General features: G+C 68.0%; 22 protein-coding genes. 13 read left to right on the top strand and 9 right to left on the bottom strand.

Annotated elements, in window-relative coordinates; all coding sequences use genetic code 11:
- Window positions 1-61 precede the first annotated feature (61 nt).
- Window positions 62-1,021, top strand: coding sequence for an alpha/beta hydrolase (locus WT26_RS13145; RefSeq protein WP_069273069.1), 960 nt, complete (start codon window positions 62-64; stop codon window positions 1,019-1,021).
- 48 nt (window positions 1,022-1,069) lie between these two features.
- Window positions 1,070-1,510, top strand: coding sequence for a GNAT family N-acetyltransferase (locus tag WT26_RS13140; protein WP_059532639.1), 441 nt, complete (start codon window positions 1,070-1,072; stop codon window positions 1,508-1,510).
- A gap of 20 nt (window positions 1,511-1,530) precedes the next feature.
- Here WT26_RS13140 and WT26_RS13135 read toward each other — a convergent pair whose 3' ends face one another.
- Complete coding sequence (locus WT26_RS13135) at window positions 1,531-2,376, bottom strand: NRDE family protein (RefSeq protein WP_059532642.1); 846 nt, start codon at window positions 2,374-2,376, stop codon at window positions 1,531-1,533.
- Between the two features lie 76 nt (window positions 2,377-2,452).
- Window positions 2,453-3,490, bottom strand: coding sequence for a YgfZ/GcvT domain-containing protein (locus WT26_RS13130; protein ID WP_069273068.1), 1,038 nt, complete (start codon window positions 3,488-3,490; stop codon window positions 2,453-2,455).
- 77 nt (window positions 3,491-3,567) lie between these two features.
- On the opposite strand from WT26_RS13130, the gene mltG reads away from it, so the two are divergent.
- The 9 genes from mltG (at window position 3,568) to WT26_RS13085 (ending at window position 12,007) form a co-directional block, all read left to right on the top strand.
- Window positions 3,568-4,587, top strand: a complete 1,020-nt coding sequence (mltG, locus tag WT26_RS13125) for an endolytic transglycosylase MltG (RefSeq protein ID WP_021162648.1) — start codon at window positions 3,568-3,570, stop codon at window positions 4,585-4,587.
- Window positions 4,587-5,207 (top strand): dTMP kinase, encoded by a 621-nt coding sequence (gene tmk / locus WT26_RS13120; RefSeq protein ID WP_043188143.1) that lies wholly within the window; start codon window positions 4,587-4,589, stop codon window positions 5,205-5,207. The genes mltG and tmk overlap by 1 nt, the downstream gene beginning before the upstream one ends.
- Before the next feature lie 19 nt (window positions 5,208-5,226).
- Window positions 5,227-6,255, top strand: coding sequence for a DNA polymerase III subunit delta' (locus tag WT26_RS13115; protein WP_069273067.1), 1,029 nt, complete (start codon window positions 5,227-5,229; stop codon window positions 6,253-6,255).
- A 90-nt stretch (window positions 6,256-6,345) separates the two neighbouring features.
- Window positions 6,346-7,125, top strand: coding sequence for a TatD family hydrolase (locus WT26_RS13110; protein ID WP_059532650.1), 780 nt, complete (start codon window positions 6,346-6,348; stop codon window positions 7,123-7,125).
- Between the two features lie 44 nt (window positions 7,126-7,169).
- Window positions 7,170-7,880 carry an ankyrin repeat domain-containing protein gene (locus tag WT26_RS13105; RefSeq protein ID WP_059532653.1) on the top strand — a complete coding sequence of 237 codons (711 nt, stop codon included), beginning with the start codon at window positions 7,170-7,172 and terminating at the stop codon, window positions 7,878-7,880.
- 65 nt (window positions 7,881-7,945) lie between these two features.
- On the top strand, window positions 7,946-8,302 hold the full coding sequence (locus WT26_RS13100; RefSeq protein WP_069273066.1) for a Rap1a/Tai family immunity protein: 357 nt from the start codon (window positions 7,946-7,948) through the stop codon (window positions 8,300-8,302).
- Between the two features lie 100 nt (window positions 8,303-8,402).
- A complete protein-coding gene (locus tag WT26_RS13095; RefSeq protein ID WP_069273065.1) occupies window positions 8,403-9,575 on the top strand; it encodes a mechanosensitive ion channel family protein in 1,173 nt (390 codons plus the stop codon).
- Window positions 9,576-9,596: 21 nt separating this feature from the next.
- Window positions 9,597-10,772, top strand: coding sequence for an AAA family ATPase (locus WT26_RS13090; RefSeq protein WP_059532659.1), 1,176 nt, complete (start codon window positions 9,597-9,599; stop codon window positions 10,770-10,772).
- A gap of 170 nt (window positions 10,773-10,942) precedes the next feature.
- Entirely contained in the window at window positions 10,943-12,007 is a 1,065-nt protein-coding gene (locus WT26_RS13085; protein ID WP_021162641.1) for a glycosyltransferase family 4 protein, read from the top strand.
- A gap of 92 nt (window positions 12,008-12,099) precedes the next feature.
- Here WT26_RS13085 and WT26_RS13080 read toward each other — a convergent pair whose 3' ends face one another.
- From WT26_RS13080 to WT26_RS13070, 3 genes are all read right to left on the bottom strand, one after another.
- Complete coding sequence (locus WT26_RS13080; RefSeq protein ID WP_069273064.1) at window positions 12,100-12,687, bottom strand: YSC84-related protein; 588 nt, start codon at window positions 12,685-12,687, stop codon at window positions 12,100-12,102.
- 235 nt (window positions 12,688-12,922) lie between these two features.
- Window positions 12,923-13,363 carry a hypothetical protein gene (locus WT26_RS13075; RefSeq protein WP_069273063.1) on the bottom strand — a complete coding sequence of 147 codons (441 nt, stop codon included), beginning with the start codon at window positions 13,361-13,363 and terminating at the stop codon, window positions 12,923-12,925.
- 259 nt (window positions 13,364-13,622) lie between these two features.
- Window positions 13,623-13,913 carry a PsiF family protein gene (locus WT26_RS13070; RefSeq protein WP_011549641.1) on the bottom strand — a complete coding sequence of 97 codons (291 nt, stop codon included), beginning with the start codon at window positions 13,911-13,913 and terminating at the stop codon, window positions 13,623-13,625.
- 261 nt (window positions 13,914-14,174) lie between these two features.
- Between WT26_RS13070 and WT26_RS13065 the strand changes: the two genes are divergently transcribed.
- Entirely contained in the window at window positions 14,175-15,194 is a 1,020-nt protein-coding gene (locus WT26_RS13065; protein ID WP_069273062.1) for an asparaginase, read from the top strand.
- Between the two features lie 80 nt (window positions 15,195-15,274).
- Here the strand turns inward: WT26_RS13065 and lysM are convergent, their stop codons facing one another.
- Window positions 15,275-15,745 carry a peptidoglycan-binding protein LysM gene (gene lysM, locus WT26_RS13060; RefSeq protein ID WP_069273061.1) on the bottom strand — a complete coding sequence of 157 codons (471 nt, stop codon included), beginning with the start codon at window positions 15,743-15,745 and terminating at the stop codon, window positions 15,275-15,277.
- A gap of 15 nt (window positions 15,746-15,760) precedes the next feature.
- On the opposite strand from lysM, the gene WT26_RS37300 reads away from it, so the two are divergent.
- The gene (locus WT26_RS37300; RefSeq protein WP_155774653.1) at window positions 15,761-15,916 is read left to right on the top strand and encodes a hypothetical protein; all 156 of its coding nucleotides are present in this window, start codon (window positions 15,761-15,763) and stop codon (window positions 15,914-15,916) included.
- Window positions 15,917-16,182: 266 nt separating this feature from the next.
- Here the strand turns inward: WT26_RS37300 and WT26_RS13055 are convergent, their stop codons facing one another.
- From WT26_RS13055 to gcl, 3 genes are read right to left on the bottom strand one after another with little or no spacing between them, the layout of a single operon-like run.
- Window positions 16,183-17,088 (bottom strand): 2-hydroxy-3-oxopropionate reductase, encoded by a 906-nt coding sequence (locus tag WT26_RS13055; protein WP_069273060.1) that lies wholly within the window; start codon window positions 17,086-17,088, stop codon window positions 16,183-16,185.
- A gap of 42 nt (window positions 17,089-17,130) precedes the next feature.
- The gene (gene hyi, locus WT26_RS13050; RefSeq protein WP_069273059.1) at window positions 17,131-17,940 is read right to left on the bottom strand and encodes a hydroxypyruvate isomerase; all 810 of its coding nucleotides are present in this window, start codon (window positions 17,938-17,940) and stop codon (window positions 17,131-17,133) included.
- 43 nt (window positions 17,941-17,983) lie between these two features.
- On the bottom strand, window positions 17,984-19,759 hold the full coding sequence (gene gcl / locus WT26_RS13045; RefSeq protein WP_059532685.1) for a glyoxylate carboligase: 1,776 nt from the start codon (window positions 19,757-19,759) through the stop codon (window positions 17,984-17,986).
- Window positions 19,760-19,881 lie beyond the last annotated feature (122 nt).

The following is a 19,881-nucleotide window of genomic DNA, read 5'->3' as shown; positions in this document are numbered from 1 at the left end:
GGGCGTGGCATGATACGGCGCTTGTCGACCGTTCCCGCGCCGTTCTCGCGCCCGCTTGCCGATGCCGCTGAATCCGAAGATCGCCCAGGTGCTCGACATGATCGAGCGCGCGAAACGTCCGTCCTACCACCACCAGACGCCGCAGCAGGCGCGCGCCGCGTACGAGAAGAGCGCGCCGATCCTCGACGTCGCGCCGGCGCCGATGCATTCGGTCGAGGAGTGCGTCGTGCCGACGCGCGATGGCCGCACGATCGGCGCGCGGCTGTACCTGCCGGTCGCGCCGAGCCTCGCGGAGCCGCTGCCCGCGCTCGTGTACTACCACGGCGGCGGTTTTACGGTCGGTAGCGTCGATACGCACGACGCGTTGTGCCGGATGTTCGCGCAAGACGCGCAGTGTGCGGTGCTGTCGGTCGGCTACCGGCTCGCGCCGGAACACCGGTTCCCGACCGCGGTGAACGACGCCGACGACGCGCTGCGCTGGCTGCATCGCGAGGCGGGCGCGTTCGGCATCGATGCCGGACGGCTGGCCGTCGGCGGCGACAGCGCGGGCGGCACGCTCGCGACCGTCTGCGCGGTGCTCGCACGCGATGCCGGCATTCGCCTCGCGCTGCAGATGCTGATCTATCCGGGCGTGACGGGCTACCAGGACACCGGATCGCACGCACGGCTCGCGAACGGCTACTTGCTGACGCAGGACACGATCCAGTGGTTCTTCACGCAATACGTGCGCGATCGCGCGGATCGCGACGACTGGCGTTTCGCACCGCTCGACGGCACGCGCGACGCGCCGTCGTTCGCGGGCGTCGCGCCGGCGTGGATCGCGACGGCCGAATACGATCCGCTGAGCGACGAGGGTGCCGCGTATGCGGAGAAGTTGCGTGCGGCGGGCAATGCGGTCACGCTGGTCTGCTATCCGGGGATGATCCACGAATTCTTCAAGATGGGCGGCTACATCCCCGAGGTGCGGGCCGCGCATGCCGACGCGGTCGCGGCGCTGAAAGCCGCATTCGACGACGTTTGAAGGCATTGGACGGCATTTGACGGCGTGCGCGCCGCGTGGAGGGCTGCGATGACGGACGGCGTGGTGGAAACGGGCGACTGGACGGTGCTCGGCGGCGACGCCGCGCGGATCCGCGACGCGGTGTTCGTGCGCGAGCAGCAGATTCCGCCGGAATGGGAACTCGACGACGACGATCCGCTGTCGCTCCATGCGGTGGCGTACCGGGTCGATGCCGCGACGGGCGTACGCCGCGCGGTCGCGACGGGGCGGCTGCTGCCGTCGGGCACGATCGGCCGTGTCGCGGTGCTGGCCGATGCACGCGGCCAGGGCGTCGGGTCAGCCGTATTGAACGCGCTGCTGGACGCGGCGCGGCGCCGCGGCGAAATCGTCGTGCGGCTCTATGCGCAGGATTCGGCCGTGCCGTTCTACTTGCGGCACGGTTTCACGGCGATCGGTGAGCCGTTCGTCGAAGCCGGCGTGCCCCACGTCGAGATGGCGCGCGCGCCGTAACACGGCCGCCGCTCGCGCGCTCAGCGCGGCGGGGTCGCGTCGAGGTCGAACGTGAACGCGCGCTCGAACGAACCCGGCCGCACGGTACGGTGCGAACCGTCGTCGTCGCAGCGTTCCTTGATCTCGACCGTGAGCCGCACGCCTTCCTTCATCGTGACGCGCAGCGCGGTCGTGCCGCGCGTGCCGTATTCGGGCGTCTCGATGAACGCGGCCGACAGCGCACGCTCGCGCTCGATCGGAATGCCCGTGTGCGGCAGCGCATCGTCGTCCGCGACATGCGGGTCGCGCATCAATGCGATCAACTCGTCGAGCGATGGGGCCGGATTGTCGGTGAGCAGCGTGCCGAGTTCCGCGCGTTTGCGCACGACTTTCGGCCAGGGCGTATCGAGCCGCGCGTTCGACAGCGCATGTACGCCGGGTGCAATCGCGACGGGGGCGGCGACACCGCTTTCGCCCTCGGGCGCGCGATTGCAGAACCACGCGAGTTCGCGCCGCCGCCAGTCGCCGACGAGCAGGTTGAAGCCGTTGTAGACGGCCGCATGCTCGGCCAGTTGCCCCAGATAGTCGAGCGGCGCAACGGACGGGCCGCCGAGGAAATCGGACACGAGCTTGCCGCGGGTCGGCGCGCCGGCGCGGATGTCGAACGGCGCGCGGTAGTTCGTCAACGCGGCGAAACGGCCGTCGCGCGATACGCCGAGCCACGTGCCGCCCGCTTCGAGATCGCGGCCGGCCAGTACGCCCGGGACATCTTCCCACCACGAAAGCGGCGCGCTCGTCCGGCGAAAGAACTCGTCGCGGTTGGCGGCGAGGGTAAAGACGGGACCGGCGGCGGCATCGGGCTGCCAGTCGAAGGCAATCAGACACATCGGGCGAATCTCTCGCAGGAAACATCGGGCGCCGGCTGCGACTCGCGAGCCGGCGCGCGAACGGGTTGTCAGTGCGTCACGCTTCCGTCGGCCATGCGTACGGCAGCGTATCGAACGCGAGCGCCGGGCCGTCGGCCGAACCGAGGTGCACCGTGCCGTTGTCGAGCGCGGCGAGCTTGATCTCGACGAGCGCGTCGATGCCGCCCGCGGGCGCGGCCGCCGCGTTGACGATCATCCCGCACGGCTGGCCGGGATCGTCGCTGTGGAACAGCTCGACGCCGGCATGCACGGTATCGGTCTCGCCGGCGACGTGCGCGAGCGCCGTGCGGCGCTTGATCGTGCCGCGGTACTGGCTGCGTGCGACGATTTCCTGGCCCGGGTAGCATCCCTTGCGAAAGTTAACGGCGCCGATCACGTCGAAGTTGACCATCTGCGGCACGAACTGTTCGACGGCGGGCTGCGTGATGCGCGGTTCGCCCGCGCGGATGTCGAGCCAGTCCCATACGGCCGGCGACACGACCGGCAGCGTAGTGCCGAGCGCGGCGATGCGCGCGTCGACTTCCGCTCGCGGGCCGATCCACAGATAGCGCTTGCGGCGGCCGGCTGCATCGGGCACGCGGATCAGCGTGCCGGCCGGGCCGTCGACCTTCACGTGCACGCCGTCCGGCAGCGCGTCGAAGATGCGCGACAGCGCGTCGCGCACGTCGCCCGCGAAGCCGACCACCGCGAGCGCGTCGCTCGCGTCCGTCAGTTTCGCCTTCGCGCGCAGCACGAACATCGACAGCCGCTTCTGCACGGCAGGCTGCACGTCCTTCGACAGCAGCAGGCGCACGCCGTGGCCGGCGCGCCACGCGAGGAACGACCCGAGGAGGCGCCCCTTCGGCGAGCAATAGCCGGACAGCCGCGCGCTCGCGGCGTCGAGGTGCTCGATGTCGTTGGTGAGCTGGCTGTGCAGGAACGTCGCGGCGTCGTCGCCGGCCACGTCGATCACGCCGAACTGCGGCAGCGGCATGCAGGCGCCCGGCGCGTCGAAATCGGCGGCGGACGGGCGGGGGAAAACGGGGAGCGAGGCAGATGCGGCCTGGGCAGCCGGTGAAGCGAACGGTGTGCTCATGGAATGAGGGAACAGTCAACCCTGACTTTGACGGAGGCGAGCAAGTATTATATGGGTCTTACCTGAGTCACGTTTCCATGTCCCTACTGAAGAAATGCGCCGCGACGATCGTGGCGCTGGCCGTCGTTGTGGCCGCTGCCGGCGCGGGCGGCGGGTATTACTGGGCAACCCGGCCGCTGCTGCTGGGCTCCGCATCGCTCGACGTCACGATCAAGCCGCGCAGCAGCGTGAAGAGCGTCGCGCTGCAGCTCAGGCGCGGCGGCGTGCCGGTCGAGCCGCTCGGCTTCGTCGCGATGACGCGCGTGCTCGGCCTGTCGAGCCGGCTCAAGTCCGGCAACTACGAATTCAAGACCGGCATCACGCCGTACGAGGTGCTCCAGAAGATCGCGCGCGGCGACGTGAACGAGTACGTCGCGACGGTCATCGAAGGCTGGACCTTCAAGCGGATGCGCGCGGAACTCGATGCGAATCCCGATCTTGCCCACTCGACGGCCGGCATGAGCGACGCCGAGCTGCTGCGCGCGATCGGCGCGCCGGACAACGCGGTGCAGCGCGGCAGCGGCGAGGGGCTGTTCTTCCCCGATACCTACCTGTTCGACAAGGGCACGAGCGACCTGAACATCTATCGGCGCGCGTACCATCTGATGCAGACGCGTCTCGACGAGGCCTGGGCCGCGCGCGTGCCGGGCCTGCCGTACAAGACGCCTTACGAAGCGCTGACGATCGCGTCGATCGTCGAGAAGGAAACGGGCCATGCGGCCGATCGCGCGTTCGTCGCGGCCGTGTTCGCGAACCGGCTGCGCATCGGCATGCCGCTGCAGACCGATCCGTCGGTGATCTACGGGCTCGGCGACGCGTACGACGGCCGCCTGCGCAAGCGCGACCTGCAGGCCGACACTCCTTACAATACCTACACCCGACGCGGGCTGCCGCCGACGCCGATCGCGTTGCCGGGCGTCGCCGCGCTGCAGGCGGCGATCAATCCGGCCCAGACGAGCGCGCTCTATTTCGTCGCGAAAGGCGATGGCACGAGCGTGTTCTCGGACACGCTCGGCGACCACAACAAGGCCGTGGACAAGTACATACGAGGTCAATAATGGCGAGCGGTAAATTCATCACGTTCGAAGGCATCGACGGGGCGGGGAAGACCACCCACCTGCAATGGTTCTGCGAACGCCTCCAGGGCAAGCTGGCCGCGGCCGGCCGGCAGGTCGTCGTCACCCGCGAGCCGGGCGGCACGCAGCTCGGCGAGAAGCTGCGCGAGATCCTGCTGAACCAGCCGATGGATCTCGAGACGGAGGCGCTGCTGATGTTCGCCGCGCGTCGCGAGCATCTCGCGCTCGTGATCGAGCCGGCGCTCGCGCGCGGCGACTGGGTCGTGTCCGATCGCTTCACCGATGCGACGTTCGCATACCAGGGCGGCGGCCGCGGGCTGCCGCGCGACAAGCTCGAGACGCTCGAGCGCTGGGTGCAGGGCGGCTTCCAGCCCGACCTGACGGTGCTGTTCGACGTCGCGCCGCAGGTCGCGAGCGAGCGGCGCGGCGCCGCGCGCATGCCCGACAAGTTCGAAAGCGAATCCGACGCGTTCTTCGCGCGCACGCGCGGCGAATACCTGCGGCGTGCAGAAGAGGCGCCGCACCGCTTCGCGATCGTCGACGCGACGCAGACGATTCCCGAGATCCGCCAGCAGCTCGAGCGCGTGCTCGCCGCGCTGTAATTCGCAAGGAACGCACCCGATGATCTATCCGTGGCAGACCGACGACTGGAACCGCCTGCAGCAACTGCGTGCGCAATGGCCGCACGCGCTGCTGCTGCACGGCCAGGCCGGGATCGGCAAGCTGCAGTTCGCGCAGCATCTCGCGCAGGGCTTCCTGTGCGAATCGCCGCAACCGAACGGCGAGCCGTGCGGCGCCTGCGCGGCCTGCACGTGGTTCTCGCAGGGCAATCATCCGGACTACCGGATCGTGCTGCCCGAGGCGCTGGCGGGCGAGGCGCCGGGCGCCGCGGACGACCCGAAAGCGGCCGACGCGGACGAAGGCGGCAAGAAGACCCGTGCGCCGAGCAAGGAAATCAAGATCGAGCAGGTGCGCGCGCTGCTCGACTTCTGCGGGGTCGGTTCGCACCGCGGCGGCGCGCGTGTCGTCGTGCTGTATCCGGCCGAGGCGCTCAACGTCGCCGCGTCGAACGCGCTGCTGAAAACGCTGGAGGAACCGCCGTCCGGCGTCGTGTTCCTGCTCGTGTCGGCGCGCATCGACCGCCTGCTGCCGACGATCATCAGCCGCTGCCGGCAGTGGCCGATGACGGTGCCGGCGCCCGACGCGGCCGCGGCCTGGCTCGCGGCGCAGGGCGTCGAGCATGCGGGCGCGCTGCTCGCCGAGGCCGGCGGCGCGCCGCTCGCCGCGCTGGCGCTCGCGAGCGACGAGAACCGCCCGCTGCGCGACTACACGCTCGGGCAGCTCGCGGCCGGTGCGGCATGCGACCCGTTCGCGTGCGGCGAGACGCTGCAGAAACTGCCGGTGCCGCTGGTGCTCGGCTGGCTGCAGCGCTGGCTGTACGATCTGCTCGCGCAGCGGATGGCGGGCGCGCCGCGCTATTTCCCGATGCATGCGGCGGCGCTCGCGCGCTGCGCGGAAGCGGTCGATGCGAACGCGTTCGCGCGTTTCATGAAGGCCGTGACGCGGCAGCGGACGGTCGAGAACCATCCGCTCAACGCGCGGCTCGTATTCGAGGAATTGTTTCTCGGATACCGGGAAATGTTCGAGTGAGCCCCGGCAAGCGGCTCGACCGCGCATGGGGCGCATAACCGGCGGCGCGCTGCCCGAGCGGCCGCCCGTCACCAGGATTCAGGAAACACGATGTTCGTCGACTCTCACTGCCACATCAATTTCAAGGGCCTGGCCGACCGCCTGCCGGCCGTGCTCGAGAACATGCGCGAGCACGACGTCACGCACGCACTGTGCGTGTCCGTCGATTTCGAGACGCTGCCGGAGGTCCTGGCGATCGCGGACGCGCACGACAACGTCTATGCGTCGGTCGGCGTGCATCCCGATCACGAGGACGCGCGCGAGCCGACACTCGCGGAGCTCGTCGAGCTGGCCGCGCACCCGAAGGTCGTCGCGATCGGCGAAACGGGCCTCGACTACTACCGCCTCGAAGGCCGTTCGATCGCCGACATGGAATGGCAGCGCGAACGCTTTCGCACGCACATCCGCGCGGCGACCGCGACGATGAAGCCGCTGATCATCCACACGCGCTCGTCGTCGGAGGATACGCTGCGGATCATGGCCGAGGAGCGCGCGGACGTACCGGGCGGCGTGATGCACTGCTTCACCGAGCCGTGGCCGGTGGCCGAGCAGGCGCTTGCGCAGAACTTCCATATCTCGCTGTCGGGCATCGTCACGTTCAAGAACGCGACCGACGTGCAGGACGTCGCGCGGCGCGTGCCGCTCGACCGGCTGCTGATCGAGACCGACTCGCCGTACCTTGCGCCGGTGCCGTATCGCGGCAAGCCGAATGAACCTGCGTACGTCAGCCATGTCGGACGCTTTATCGCGTCCGAGCGCGGGATCGCCGTCGAGGCACTGGCCGACGCGACGACGCAGAACTTTTTCCGGCTGTTCAAGATCGTCCGCTGACGACGTTGCGCGCAGCCGACAACCCAGGGAAGGAGCCCACAACAATGACGAAGCCGACCAACCATCTGCCGAAACGCGCACTCGTTGCCGCCGCGCTTGTCGCGAGCGGCCTGTTCGCGGCAGCCGGCGCGCATGCCGAATCGCTCGATGCGATCGTCAAGGCCGTCAAGTTCGACGACATCGCCGACATCGGCAAGCAGCTCAAGAGCGGCAAGCTCGACCCGAACACGATCGCGCCGAACGGCGACCCGCTGATCGTGATCGCCGCGCGCGAGAAGTCCGACAAGGTCGCGGCGGCGCTCGCCGCGACGCCGAACGTCGACCTCGAGAAGGAAGACAAGGCCGGCGAAACCGCGCTGATGCTCGCGTCGCTGAACGGCGACCTCGGCCTTGCGAAGCTGCTGATCGACAAGGGTGCGGAGGTCAGCAAGAAGGGCTGGGCGCCGCTGCACTATGCGGCCACCAACGGCCAGGACGCGGTCGTGAAGCTGCTGCTCGACCACGACGCGTACATCGACACCGCATCGCCGAACGGCACGACGCCGCTGATGATGGCCGCACGCGGCAACCATGCGTCGACGGTGACGCTGCTGCTCGACCAGGGCGCCGATCCGCAGGTGAAGAACCAGCTCGGCATCACCGCGCTCGAATTCGCGAAGCACTACAACGCGCCGGACGCGATCGAGATCCTGAGCAAGCGGACGACGCGCATCGGGGCGTCGACGCCGGCAGACGCACAAAAGAGTGCAAAATAACGGTTTTGAGCGGGGCCGGCCAGGCGCGGCCGGCGGCCCCGGGTCGCATTGACATAAGGAACACCATGTTGCGCGCAATGTTTTGTGCCGCGGCGTTTGCCGTGCCGTTGTCGGCGGCGGCTTTCACGGGCGCGGATCTCGACCGGCTGTGCGCGAAGACGGACGTCAAGTCGCGGGCGTCCTGCGCGGCCTACATCGAAGGTGCCGCCGACGGCGTCTACAACACCATCGATGCGATCGGCGGCACGACGGGGCCGCGGGTCGGCCAGTATTTCTGCCTGCCGCCCGACATCCGGGCGCAGCAGATGACCGACGCGGTGCGCAGGTACATCGCGGAAAATCCGAAGCTGGCCGACTACAACGCGAGCACCGCGGTGTCGCTCGGTCTCGGCAAGGCGTTTCCCTGCAGGAGCGGCAACTGACCTGACGCCGTGTCCGGGCGCATGCCGCGCCCGGGCGTCGCCGATGCATCCAGGACGAGGCGCATGATGCGCCTCCTGAACCGAAGAGGCTCAGGCGTCGATGATTTCAATCGAGGAACTGCAGCGCATCGCCGATGCGCCGCTGCATTCATGGCTCGGCACGCTGATCGTGTCGGCCGTCATCCTGCTGGTCGGCGCGGCCGCGCACCGGATCGGCGCGCGCGTCGTCAAGCGCATCGCGCGCCCCTATCCGATGCTGAGCGTGGAATTGCGCTACATCGACAGGCCGTCGCTCGTCGTGCTCGCGCTGCTGGCGCTCGAATTCCTGTGGATCCAGGCGGACGACGGCATGTCGTTCGTGCGCGGCATGCGCACCGCGGCGGCGGTCGGCTCGATCGTGTCGCTCACGTGGCTGCTGGTGCGGCTCGCGGCGGGCGTCGGCGACGCGATCATCCAGGCGCATCCGATCGATACGGCCGACAACCTCCAGGCGCGACGCATCCATACGCAGGCCAAGGTGCTCGTGCGGACCGTGATGGTGCTGATCGTGATCATCGGCACCGGCGCCGCGCTGATGACGTTCCCGAACGTGCGCCAGGTCGGCGCGAGCCTGCTGGCGTCAGCCGGCGTCGCGGGCCTGGTCGCCGGTATCGCCGCGCGGCCGGTGCTCGGCAACCTGATCGCCGGGCTGCAGATCGCGCTCACGCAGCCGATCCGGCTCGACGACGTGGTCGTGATCCAGGGCGAGTGGGGGCGCATCGAGGAAATCACCGGTTCGTTCGTGTCGGTGCGGCTGTGGGACCAGCGGCGCCTCGTCGTGCCGCTGCAGTGGATCATCGAGAACCCGTTCACGAACTGGACGCGCAGCAGCTCGGAGATCATCGGCACGGTTTACCTGTCGGTCGATTACCGTACGCCGCTCGCGCCGTTGCGCGAGGAACTCGCGCGGCTCGTCCATGCGGCGCCCGAGTGGGACGGTCGCGTGCAGGTGCTGCAGGTGACCGACGCGACGGAGCGCACGATGCAGTTGCGCGCGCTCGTCAGCGCGGCCGATGCGTCGTCGTGCTGGGACCTGCGCTGTCGCGTGCGCGAAGGGTTGATCGCGTACATCCAGTCGCATTACCCGCAATGCCTGCCGCGCAGCCGGATGGAACTGTATCCGCACGATTCCGCGCCGGATGCGCCGAATCCCGAACGGCCGCACGCGCGCGCCCCTGCCGCCAGCACGGCGGCCAACACCGCGGCCGACCCGCAGGCCGTCGACGGCCGCTGAACGCGGCCCCCCTCCATCGTCATGATCGTGCTGAAAACGCTTGCCATCGCCAATTACCGCTCGCTGCGCGAGCTGATCGTGCCGCTCGCGGCGCTCAACGTCGTCACGGGGCCGAACGGCAGCGGCAAGTCGAGCGTGTACCGCGCGCTGCGGCTGCTCGCCGATACCGCACAGGGGCGCGTGATCCCGTCCCTCGCGCGCGAAGGCGGGTTGCCGTCGACGCTGTGGGCCGGCCCCGAGCGTTTCTCGCGGGCGATGCTGGACGGCGACGCGCCGGTCACCGGCACGGTGCGCAAGGGGCCCGTGAGCCTGAAGCTCGGTTTCGCCTGCGACGATTTCGGTTATTCGATCGATCTCGGCATGCCGATCCCGAGCCGCTCGCAGTTCTCGCTCGACCCGGTCGTCAAGCGCGAGTGCATCTGGGGCGGCGCGGTGCTGCGCCCGTCGACGCTGCTGGTCGACCGGCAGGGTGCGCAGATCCGCGCGCGCACCGCTACCGGCGACTGGCAGACGATTCCGCAGCCGGTGGCGAGCTTCGACAGCATGATGACCGAGTTCGCCGATCCGACCGGTGCGCCGGAAATGATCGCGGTGCGCGAACGGATCCGCTCGTGGCGCTTCTACGACCATTTCCGCACCGATGCGCAGGCACCCGCGCGGCAGTCGCACGTCGGCACCCATACGCCGGTGCTCGCGGACGACGGCGCGGATCTGGCCGCCGCGCTGCAGACGATTCGCGAAATCGGCGACGACGCGGCGCTCGACGCGGCGATCGACGACGCATTTCCGGGCGCGTCGGTCGAGATCGACAATCCGGGCGGCCGTGGCCGCTTCGACGTGCTGATGCGCCAGCCGGGGCTGCTGCGGCCGCTGGCGGCGGCCGAGCTGTCGGACGGCACGCTGCGCTACCTGCTGCTCGCGGCGGCGCTGCTGACACCGCGGCCGCCGGCGCTGATGGTGCTGAACGAACCGGAAACGAGCCTGCACCCCGATCTGCTGCCGGCGCTCGGCCGCCTGATCGCGCAGGCGGCGCAGCGTTCGCAGGTGCTGGTCGTGTCGCACGCGGCGCGGCTCATCGCGACGCTCGAGCGCGAGGCCGGCTGCGAATCGCTGGTGCTCGACAAGCAGCTCGGCGCGACGGGGCTCGTCGACGCGGACACGCGCGACCTGCCGGCATGGAAGTGGCCGTCGCGCTGACGGGCGGCGCATTGTCCGCCGGGGCTCCGACCCCTGTATCGGCAGGGCGGCCGAGTGTATCCGGTCTGTAACAACGCCCATAAAATGCAAGACCCCCGGTGCGCCCCGGCCGGATCGCTAATAATGAGATAGTTGGGCGGTGCTGCGCCGACCCTTTGGAGACGTGGACCATGAGAATTGCCCAGATCGCGCCGCTGACCGAATCGGTGCCGCCGAAGCTGTACGGCGGCACGGAGCGCGTCGTGTCCTACATCACCGAGGCGCTCGTCGAGCTCGGTCATGACGTGACGCTGTTCGCCAGCGGCGATTCGACGACGCGGGCGAAGCTCGAGCCGGTCTGGCCGCGCGCGCTGCGGCTCGACTCGTCGATCCGCGACCGCGTCGCGCCGCACATGCTGCTGATGGAGACGGTCGCGCGCCGCGCGAAGGACTTCGACGTGCTGCATTTCCACATGGACTACTACTCGTTCTCGGTCTTCAACCGGCAGGAAACGCCTTACGTGACGACGCTGCACGGCCGCCTCGACCTGCCCGAGCAGCAGCCGGTGTTCGACACGTTCAACACGGCGCCGGTGATCTCGATTTCGAACTCGCAGCGCCAGCCGCTGCCGCAGGCGAAATGGCTGACGACCGTCTACCACGGGCTGCCCGATACGCTGTACATGCCGCAGCCGGTCGAGCCGCGCTATCTCGCGTTCCTCGGCCGCATCTCGCCGGAGAAGCGCGTCGACACGGCGATCCGCATCGCCCGTCAGTGCGGGTTGCCGATCAGGATCGCCGCGAAGGTCGATGCGGCCGACCAGGAATACTTCGAGCGCGAGATCAAGCCGCTCTTCGCGTTGCCGCACGTCGAATACATCGGCGAGATCGCCGATCACCAGAAGGCGGAATTCCTGTCGGGCGCGCATGCACTGCTGTTTCCGATCGACTGGCCGGAGCCGTTCGGCCTGGTGATGATCGAGGCGATGTCGTGCGGCACGCCGGTGATCGCGTTCAATCGCGGCGCGGTGCCCGAAGTGGTGGACGAGGGCGTGTCGGGTTTCATCGTCGAGGATGAAATCAGCGCGGTGGCCGCGGTGAACCGGCTGCACCTGCTGCCGCGCGCGCGCGTGCGGCAGCGCTTCGAGGCACGCTTCACGTCGCGCCGCATGGCGCAGCAGTATGTCGACGTCTACCAGTCGGTGATCCGCGCGCAGAAACGCTCGCGCTTCAAGGTCATCGACTCGACGACCTGACGCGTGGCGCGCAGGCGCAAAAAAACGGCGATGCCCGCGCGGGCATCGCCGTTTGCAAATGAACTGCCCGCGCGGGGCGCGGGCAGCGTGCGTCAGAGCTTCAGCTTCGAGACCTTCGTGCCGTTGATCGACACGTCGCCCATCAGGCCCGCGTTCGTCAGCACGATGACCTGGACCGGCGCGGTAGCCGTGGTCGTGTCGACCGCGCCGTTCGCGCCCATCTTCACGAGCGCGACCGATGCGCCGGCGCCGGCGGCCCAGCCGTCCGAGCCGCGGAATTCGTCGAGCGCTTCCTGCGTCATGAACAGGAACACGATCGCCTTCGACTGCGCACCGGCCTGCAGGCCGACCGACAGCGACGACGTGTTGTAGTAGCCGACCGTGCTGCCGCCGACGCGCAGTGCGCCGTTGCCGGACTGGCCGCCGACGATGAAGCCGGCCTGGATCACGTCCGGGAAGACGAGCACGCCGCGCGACTTCGCGACGAGTTCCCGCGAACCCTTGACCGTGGAGTACATGCGCGACAGCGTGGCGTCGACGCTCGAGTCGATTGCCTGGCGCTTCGACGCGTTGGTCGCGGCGTTGTCCGGCTTGTCCGGGGTGGTGGTGCAACCGGTGAGCGCGAGGCTACCGACGATGAGCGCAGCGGCGGCTTTCAGCGCAAGATTCCGTTTTTGCATCGTTCTTCTCCATCGGATGACGTTCGGAGTGAGTCTCGCTCAGGGAGCGGATCACGTCGGCAGTTATATCACAGTGGATTACGGGAGGCTTTTCATTGGGAAGTGAAAAAGCGTCAAATCGTCAAGTTGTGTCGCTATCCGCCGACGAACGGCGCGCACGCGCTCGCCGGCGCGGCGCATGCGCCGGCGGCTTGCAGGCCACGGGGAGGGCGGGCGCGGTGCGGCGACGCGCGCGTCAGTGCGGCACCGGCGGCTTGATCGGCGGGCGGCGCAGCGCGCGGCGGATCAGCGCGATCACGACGCCGCACGCGAACAGGAACGCGGCCGGCACGACCCAGTAGCCGACGAATGCATGCCACAGGTAGCCCGCGAGCGTATTGCGGCGCAGCACGTATTCGTCGCGGGCCGCCTGCTGGCGCGGCGCGTTGGCGGCAAGCACGTCGGCCGGGCAGCCGGCCGCGCGCGCCTCGTCAGGATCCCCGTGGCACTTCGCGGCGGCGCCGGCGGCCTGCTGCGCGTCGGTGAGCTGCCAGGTGGTCAGCGCGAGCTGCAGGTCCGCCTTGTTGTAGGCCATTTCCTCGCGGATCTCGCGGACGGCGACGATCGCGACGGGCACGGCCCAGAACACGATCACGATCAGCCAGCGGCGGAACCAGCGGTGTTGTCTCCATGCCATCCATGCCTCCGTTTGACGCGCGTGCGCGTCCGTCTCGAGGGCGGCCCGATGGCGCTTCTTGTACTTGGATGGGCCGCGTTGCAGCCATCATAGAAGAAATCGCGGCGAATTGCCGCACCATGTGGCGGCGCCGGCACGGCGGGCCGGGAAAGCGGGGCGGGAGAGGTCGGGGCCGGGCGCGTCGATGCGCGTGCAACGAAAACAAAAATGCCGCGCCCGCCGAAGCGGTGCGCGGCATTCGATACGGGAGCGCCGGAACTCAGGCAGCCGGCTGATTGCTCAGGCAGCTCTTCATGAACGCCTTGCGGTCGTCGCCCTTCTTGCCGGTGGCCTGCGTGTTGCACGCCTTCATCTTTTCCTGCTGCGTCATCGCCTTCGCGGGCTTCGCCGACAGGCAGTCCTTCATGAACGCCTTGCGTTCGTCGCCCGTCTTGCCGGCTGCCTGGGTGTTGCAGGCCTTCATCTTGTCCTGCTGGCTGTTCGCGGCGAACGCGGGGGAAGCCAGCATGCCGCCGAGAAGCACTGCGGCTACGAGCGATTGGATTTTCATTTCGACACTCCCATGGGGTGAATTGCGTTTTATCGACGCCGTCACGACGCACCACACGATGAGCATAGGGCCGCATCGCGCCGTGCGCTCCGATTATGGCAAATCAATGTGAAAACACCAAAACGGCACTTCCTATAACGTTGCGGACCGGACCGGCGTTGACGAAAAACGCAGGCGGACGATCGGGGCAAACCATGATGCGCACGCGCCGGGCGCGGCCGGACTATCGTGCCCGGATCGCGAGCCATTACAATCGCGCCCATGAATACTCCGCACTTCGCTTCCGTTTCGCCGCCGGCCCTGCCGCGCATCGCCGTGCTCGCCACCGGCGGCACGATTGCCGGTGCCGCGCCCGACGCGGCCAGCACGGCCGGCTACCAGGCCGGCGCGCTCGGCGTCAATTTCCTGGTCGACGCGGTGCCGGCGCTCGCGTCCGTCGCGCGCATCGACGCCGAGCAGATCGCCAGCATCGACAGCAAGGATCTCGCGCTGCCGCTGTGGAACACGCTCGCCGCGCGGATCGACGCGCTGATGGCCGACCCGGCGGTCGACGGTATCGTGATCACCCACGGTACCGATACGCTCGAGGAAACCGCGTATGCGCTGCACCTGGTCGTCAGGGGCGACAAGCCGGTCGTGCTGACGGCCGCGATGCGGCCGGCGACCGCGCTGTCGTCCGACGGCCCGCTGAACCTGCTGAATGCGGTGACGGTGGCCGCGCATCCGTCGGCGCGCGGGCAGGGCGTGCTGGTCGCGTTCAACAACCGTATCCACGGCGCGCGCGACGTCGTGAAGACGAGCACCTATGCGGTCGACGCGTTCCAGTCGCCGGAACTCGGCGCGCTCGGCTGGGTGCAGGACGGCCGGGTCGAATTCGCGCGCCGCGTCACGCGTTCGCGCGACGCGCAACTGGCGATGCTTAATGCATGGCCGGCGGTCGAGGTTGTCGCCAGCTATGCGGGCGTGACGCGGACGGCCGTCGACGCGCTCGTCGCGGCCGGTGTGCAAGGTCTCGTCGTCGCGGGCACCGGCAACGGCTCGATCCATGCGACGCTGCAGGCGGCGCTGGCCGATGCGGCGAGTGCAGGCGTCGCGGTGGTGCGCGCGTCGCGCGTCGGGTCGGGGCACGTGATGAAGAACGGCGCGGCCTGCGACGATGCGCTCGGATTCGTGAGCGCGGGTTCGCTGGGTCCGTACAAGGCGCGCGTGCTGCTGATGCTCGCGCTCGCGAACGGAATCGGCGCGCGCGACGATCTGCAGCGTTTGTTCGACACCTACTGACCGGACGCGTGGCGCCCGGCGTCAATGCAAAAGGCAGGCCGATGGCCTGCCTTTTCGTTTTTGCGATCCTGAGCGAGCGATCAGGACTGCGGCGGAATCACGAGCTTCTGGCCCGGGTAGATCCGGTCCGGGCTCGACAGCATCGGCTTGTTCGCCTCGAAGATCGCGGTGTTCTTCGTGCCGTCGCCGTAGTACTTCTCGGCGATCTTCCACAGATTGTCGCCGGACACGACGTCGTGGTACTGCACTTCCGGATCGTCCGGTTGCAGATCGTCGTCGTTGACGCCCGCGACGCCCTGCACGTTGCCGGCCGCGACCTTGACCTTGGCCTTCGTGTCGAGGTCGGCGACGCTGCCCGACAGCGTCACGGTGCGCGATGCGCCGTCGAACGCCACGGTCAGGTTCGACGTATCGAGACCCTGTGTGTTGATGTAGTTCTTGATGGCATCGGCCGCGGTCTGGTTTGCGGCATTCGGATCTTCCGCTGCTTGCGCATCGGCATGACCCAGCAGTTTTTCACCCGCCTCTTTGATAAACGAAAGAAGACCCATCGTTGCACTCCTTGGGTGGTTGAAAAGAAAACGCGCCGTGAAGTGGCGAAAAAAACACCGCGCTGGCACGAATGCGCGCGCGGCGGTTTTCTCGAAAGGCGTGGCGAAAGTGTAGGCGTTCATCGCGACGATTGCATGAAAAATCGCACGCTCGAACGTAAAGAAATGTAATACGCGAAATCCGACAGGCGGACACCCGACGACGACGTCTGACCGACCAAGGCTTCCCCGGCGTCGCCGGGTGCCGCTGCGGACCCCACCACGCCGCTCTCAGCCCAGAGCGGCGTTTTTCGCCCCGTCGCACGCGCGCTGCGATGCGTGGCGGGGCGCCCCACGGAGATGCGCGACGACGCGCGCATCGATGCGGTCCGGCACGCGGAACCGCAAGTGTGGCGTGTGCGCGCGTCCGCGATGACCGCGGACGGCGCGCGATTGCGTCAGGCGACCTTGGCTTGCGCGTGCGGCTGCGCGATCTCGAAGTTCGACATGATCTCGAGCGCGCGCACGAGTGCCGAGTGATCCCACGCCTTGCCGCCGTGCGATGCACACACGCTGAACAGCTGCTGCGCGCTCGCCGTGTGCGGCAGTGCGAGGCCGAGCTTGCGTGCGCCGTCGAGCGCGAGGTTCAGGTCCTTCTGGTGCAGCTCGATGCGGAAGCCCGGATCGAACGTGCGCTTCGTCATCCGCGCGCCGTGCACTTCGAGGATGCGCGACGCGGCGAAGCCGCCCATCAGCGCCTGGCGCACGCGCTCCGGATCCGCGCCCGAACGTGCGGCGAACAGCAGCGCTTCGCCGACGGCTTCGATGTTCAGCGCGACGATGATCTGGTTCGCGACCTTGCAGGTCTGGCCCGCGCCGTTGTCGCCGACGAGCGTGATGTTCTTGCCCATCTTCTCGAACAGCGGCTTCGCGCGCTCGAATGCCGCCTCCGGGCCGCCGACCATGATCGTCAGCGTCGCTTCGCGGGCGCCGACTTCGCCGCCGGACACCGGCGCGTCGAGGTAGTCGCAACCGAGCGCGTTGATCTCTTTCGCGAATGCCTGCGTGTCGAGCGGCGAGATCGAGCTCATGTCGATCACGAGCTTGCCGGCCGTCAGGCCCTTCGCGACGCCGTCGTCGGCGAACAGCACGTTACGCACGTCGGGCGTATCCGGCACCATCGAGATGATGATGTCCGCGTTCCGTGCGACTTCGGTCGAGTTCGCGACGACCTTCGCGCTCGTGCGCAGGTCGTCGGGAATCGGGAACGCGCCGTTCACGACGAGCTGGTGGTCACCCTTGAGCAGGTTGCGCGCCATGTGCGCGCCCATGATGCCGAGGCCGATGAAACCGATGGTTGCCATGTGAAAGTCTCCTTGTAGGGGCGAAAGCGGAAAGGGCGGATCTCAGGCGGCGCGACGCGCCGAGCCCGGTGCGCAGCCGGCGACGCTTTGCAGCCAGCCGAGGCCTTCCGTCGTGGTGGTGCGGGGCTTGTACTCGCAGCCGACGTAGCCGGCATAGCCGAGCCGGTCGAGCAGCGCGAACAGGAATGCGTAGTTGATCTCGCCCGTCCCCGGCTCGTTGCGGCCAGGGTTGTCCGCGAGCTGCACGTGGCCGATCGATGCGAGGTTACGTTCGATCGTCGCGGCCAGTTCGCCCTCCATGCGCTGCATGTGATAGATGTCGTACTGCAGGAACAGGTTGTCCGAGCCGACCGCGCGGATCACGTCGAGTCCTTCCGACGAGCGGTTCAGCGCGAAACCCGGGATGTCGAAGCTGTTGCACGGCTCGACCAGCAGGCGGATGCCTTCGCGCTTCAGCGCGTCCGCGGCAAAGCGCAGGTTGTCGACGATCGTGACGAACGTCTTGTCGCGCGCCGTGCTCGCCGACGGAATCCCGACGAGGCAGTTCAGTTGCGGCACCTTCAGCGCCTTCGCGTACTCGATCGCACGGCCGACCCCTTCCTGGAACTCGCCGACGCGATCGGGCAGGCACGCGATGCCGCGCTCGCCCTGGTCCCAGTTGCCGGCGGGCAGGTTGTGCAGCACGAGGCGCAGGCGATGCTTCTCGAGCCGCTCGGCGAGTTCCTCTTTCGCGTACGGGTACGGGAACAGGAACTCGACGGCGTCGAAGCCCGCGTCGGCGGCCGCCTTGAAGCGGTCGAGGAACGGCACTTCGTTGAACAGCATGGTCAGGTTTGCAGCAAACTTCGGCATGAGCTAAGCCTCTTCGGTCGGTCAGTCAAAAATGTCGTGCGGTTCAGTCGAGCATCGAGATCGCGGTCGGTGCGTGCTCGGCCTTTTCGGCGAGATCCTCGAATTCGTTGATCGCGTCGATTTCGGTACCCATCGAGATGTTCGTCACGCGCTCGAGGATCACTTCGACGACCACCGGCACGCTGAATTCTTCCGCGAGCGTTTGCGCCTGGCGCAGCGCCGGCTCGATCTCTTCCGGCTTGAACACGCGCAGCGCCTTGCAGCCGAGGCCTTCCGCGACGGCCACGTGGTCGACGCCATAACCGTTCAGCTCCGGCGCATTCACGTTGTCGAACGCGAGCTGCACGCAGTAGTCCATGTCGAACGCACGCTGCGCCTGGCGGATCAGGCCGAGGTACGAGTTGTTCACGACGACGTGCACGTACGGCAGCTTGAATTGCGCGCCGGCTGCGAGCTCCTCGATCATGAACTGGAAGTCGTAGTCGCCGGACAGCGCGACGATCGGGCGGCTCGGGTCGGCTGCACGCACGCCGAGCGCGGCGGGGATCGTCCAGCCGAGCGGGCCGGCCTGGCCGCAGTTGATCCAGTTGCGTGCCTTGAACACGTGCAGGAACTGCGCGGCGGCGATCTGCGACAGGCCGATCGTGCTGACGTAGCAGGTATCGCGACCGAACACCTTGTTCATCTCTTCGTACACGCGCTGGGGCTTGACCGGCACGTTGTCGAAGTGCGTCTTGCGCTGCAGCGTGCGCTTGCGTGCCTGGCATTCCGCGACCCATGCGCTGCGGTCCTTCAGCTTGCCGGCGGCCTTCCATTCCCGGGCGACCGCGACGAACAGCTCGAGGGCGGCCTTTGCGTCGGACACGATGCCGAGATCCGGGCCGAACACGCGGCCGATCTGCGTCGGCTCGATGTCGACGTGCACGAACTTGCGGCCCTTCGTATAGACCTCGACGCTGCCCGTGTGTCGGTTCGCCCAGCGGTTGCCGATGCCCAGCACGAAGTCGGACGCGAGCATCGTCGCGTTGCCGTAGCGGTGCGACGTCTGCAGGCCGACCATGCCGGCCATCAGCGGGTGGTCGTCCGGAATCGCGCCCCACGACATCAGCGTCGGGATCACCGGCACGCCGAGCGTTTCGGCGAACTGGACGAGCAGGTCTTCGGCCGCGGCGTTGAGTACGCCGCCGCCCGACACGATCAGCGGCTTGTCCGCGTCGTTGAGCATCGCGAGCGCCTTCTCGATCTGCGCGCGGGTGGCCGCGGGCTTGTAGACCGGCAGCGGTTCATAGGTATCGATGTCGAATTCGATTTCGGCGAGCTGCACGTCGATCGGCAGGTCGACCAGCACCGGGCCCGGACGGCCCGAGCGCATCAGGTGGAATGCCTGCTGGAACACCCGCGGCACCAGCGCCGGTTCGCGCACGGTGACGGCCCACTTGGTGACGGGCTTTGCGATCGATTCGATGTCGACGGCCTGGAAGTCTTCCTTGTACAGGCGTGCGCGCGGCGCCTGGCCCGTGATCGCGAGGATCGGGATCGAGTCGGCGGATGCGGAGTAGAGACCGGTGATCATGTCGGTGCCGGCCGGGCCCGACGTGCCGATGCACACGCCGATGTTGCCCGGGGCCGCACGCGTGAAGCCCTCGGCCATGTGCGACGCGCCTTCGACGTGGCGGGCCAGCACGTGGCTGATGCCGCCGGACTTGCGCATCGCCGAGTAGAACGGGTTGATCGCTGCACCCGGCACGCCGAACGCGGTCTGGATGCCTTCCTTCTCGAGCACGAGCACAGCTGCGTCGACGGCTCTCATCTTGGCCATGAATGTCTCCTTGAATGGGGTGGATCTTGCAAATGGGTCTGTTGGGGACACTTTAGGGATGCAGGAAAGGTTTGATAAGATCAGCCGAAGTCGCTTTTTTCGAAACTAAAAGTATGGAATGA

The organism is Burkholderia cepacia, from assembly GCF_001718835.1.
Lineage (GTDB): Bacteria > Pseudomonadota > Gammaproteobacteria > Burkholderiales > Burkholderiaceae > Burkholderia > Burkholderia cepacia_F.
This window is presented reverse-complemented; position numbering and strand designations above follow the sequence as displayed.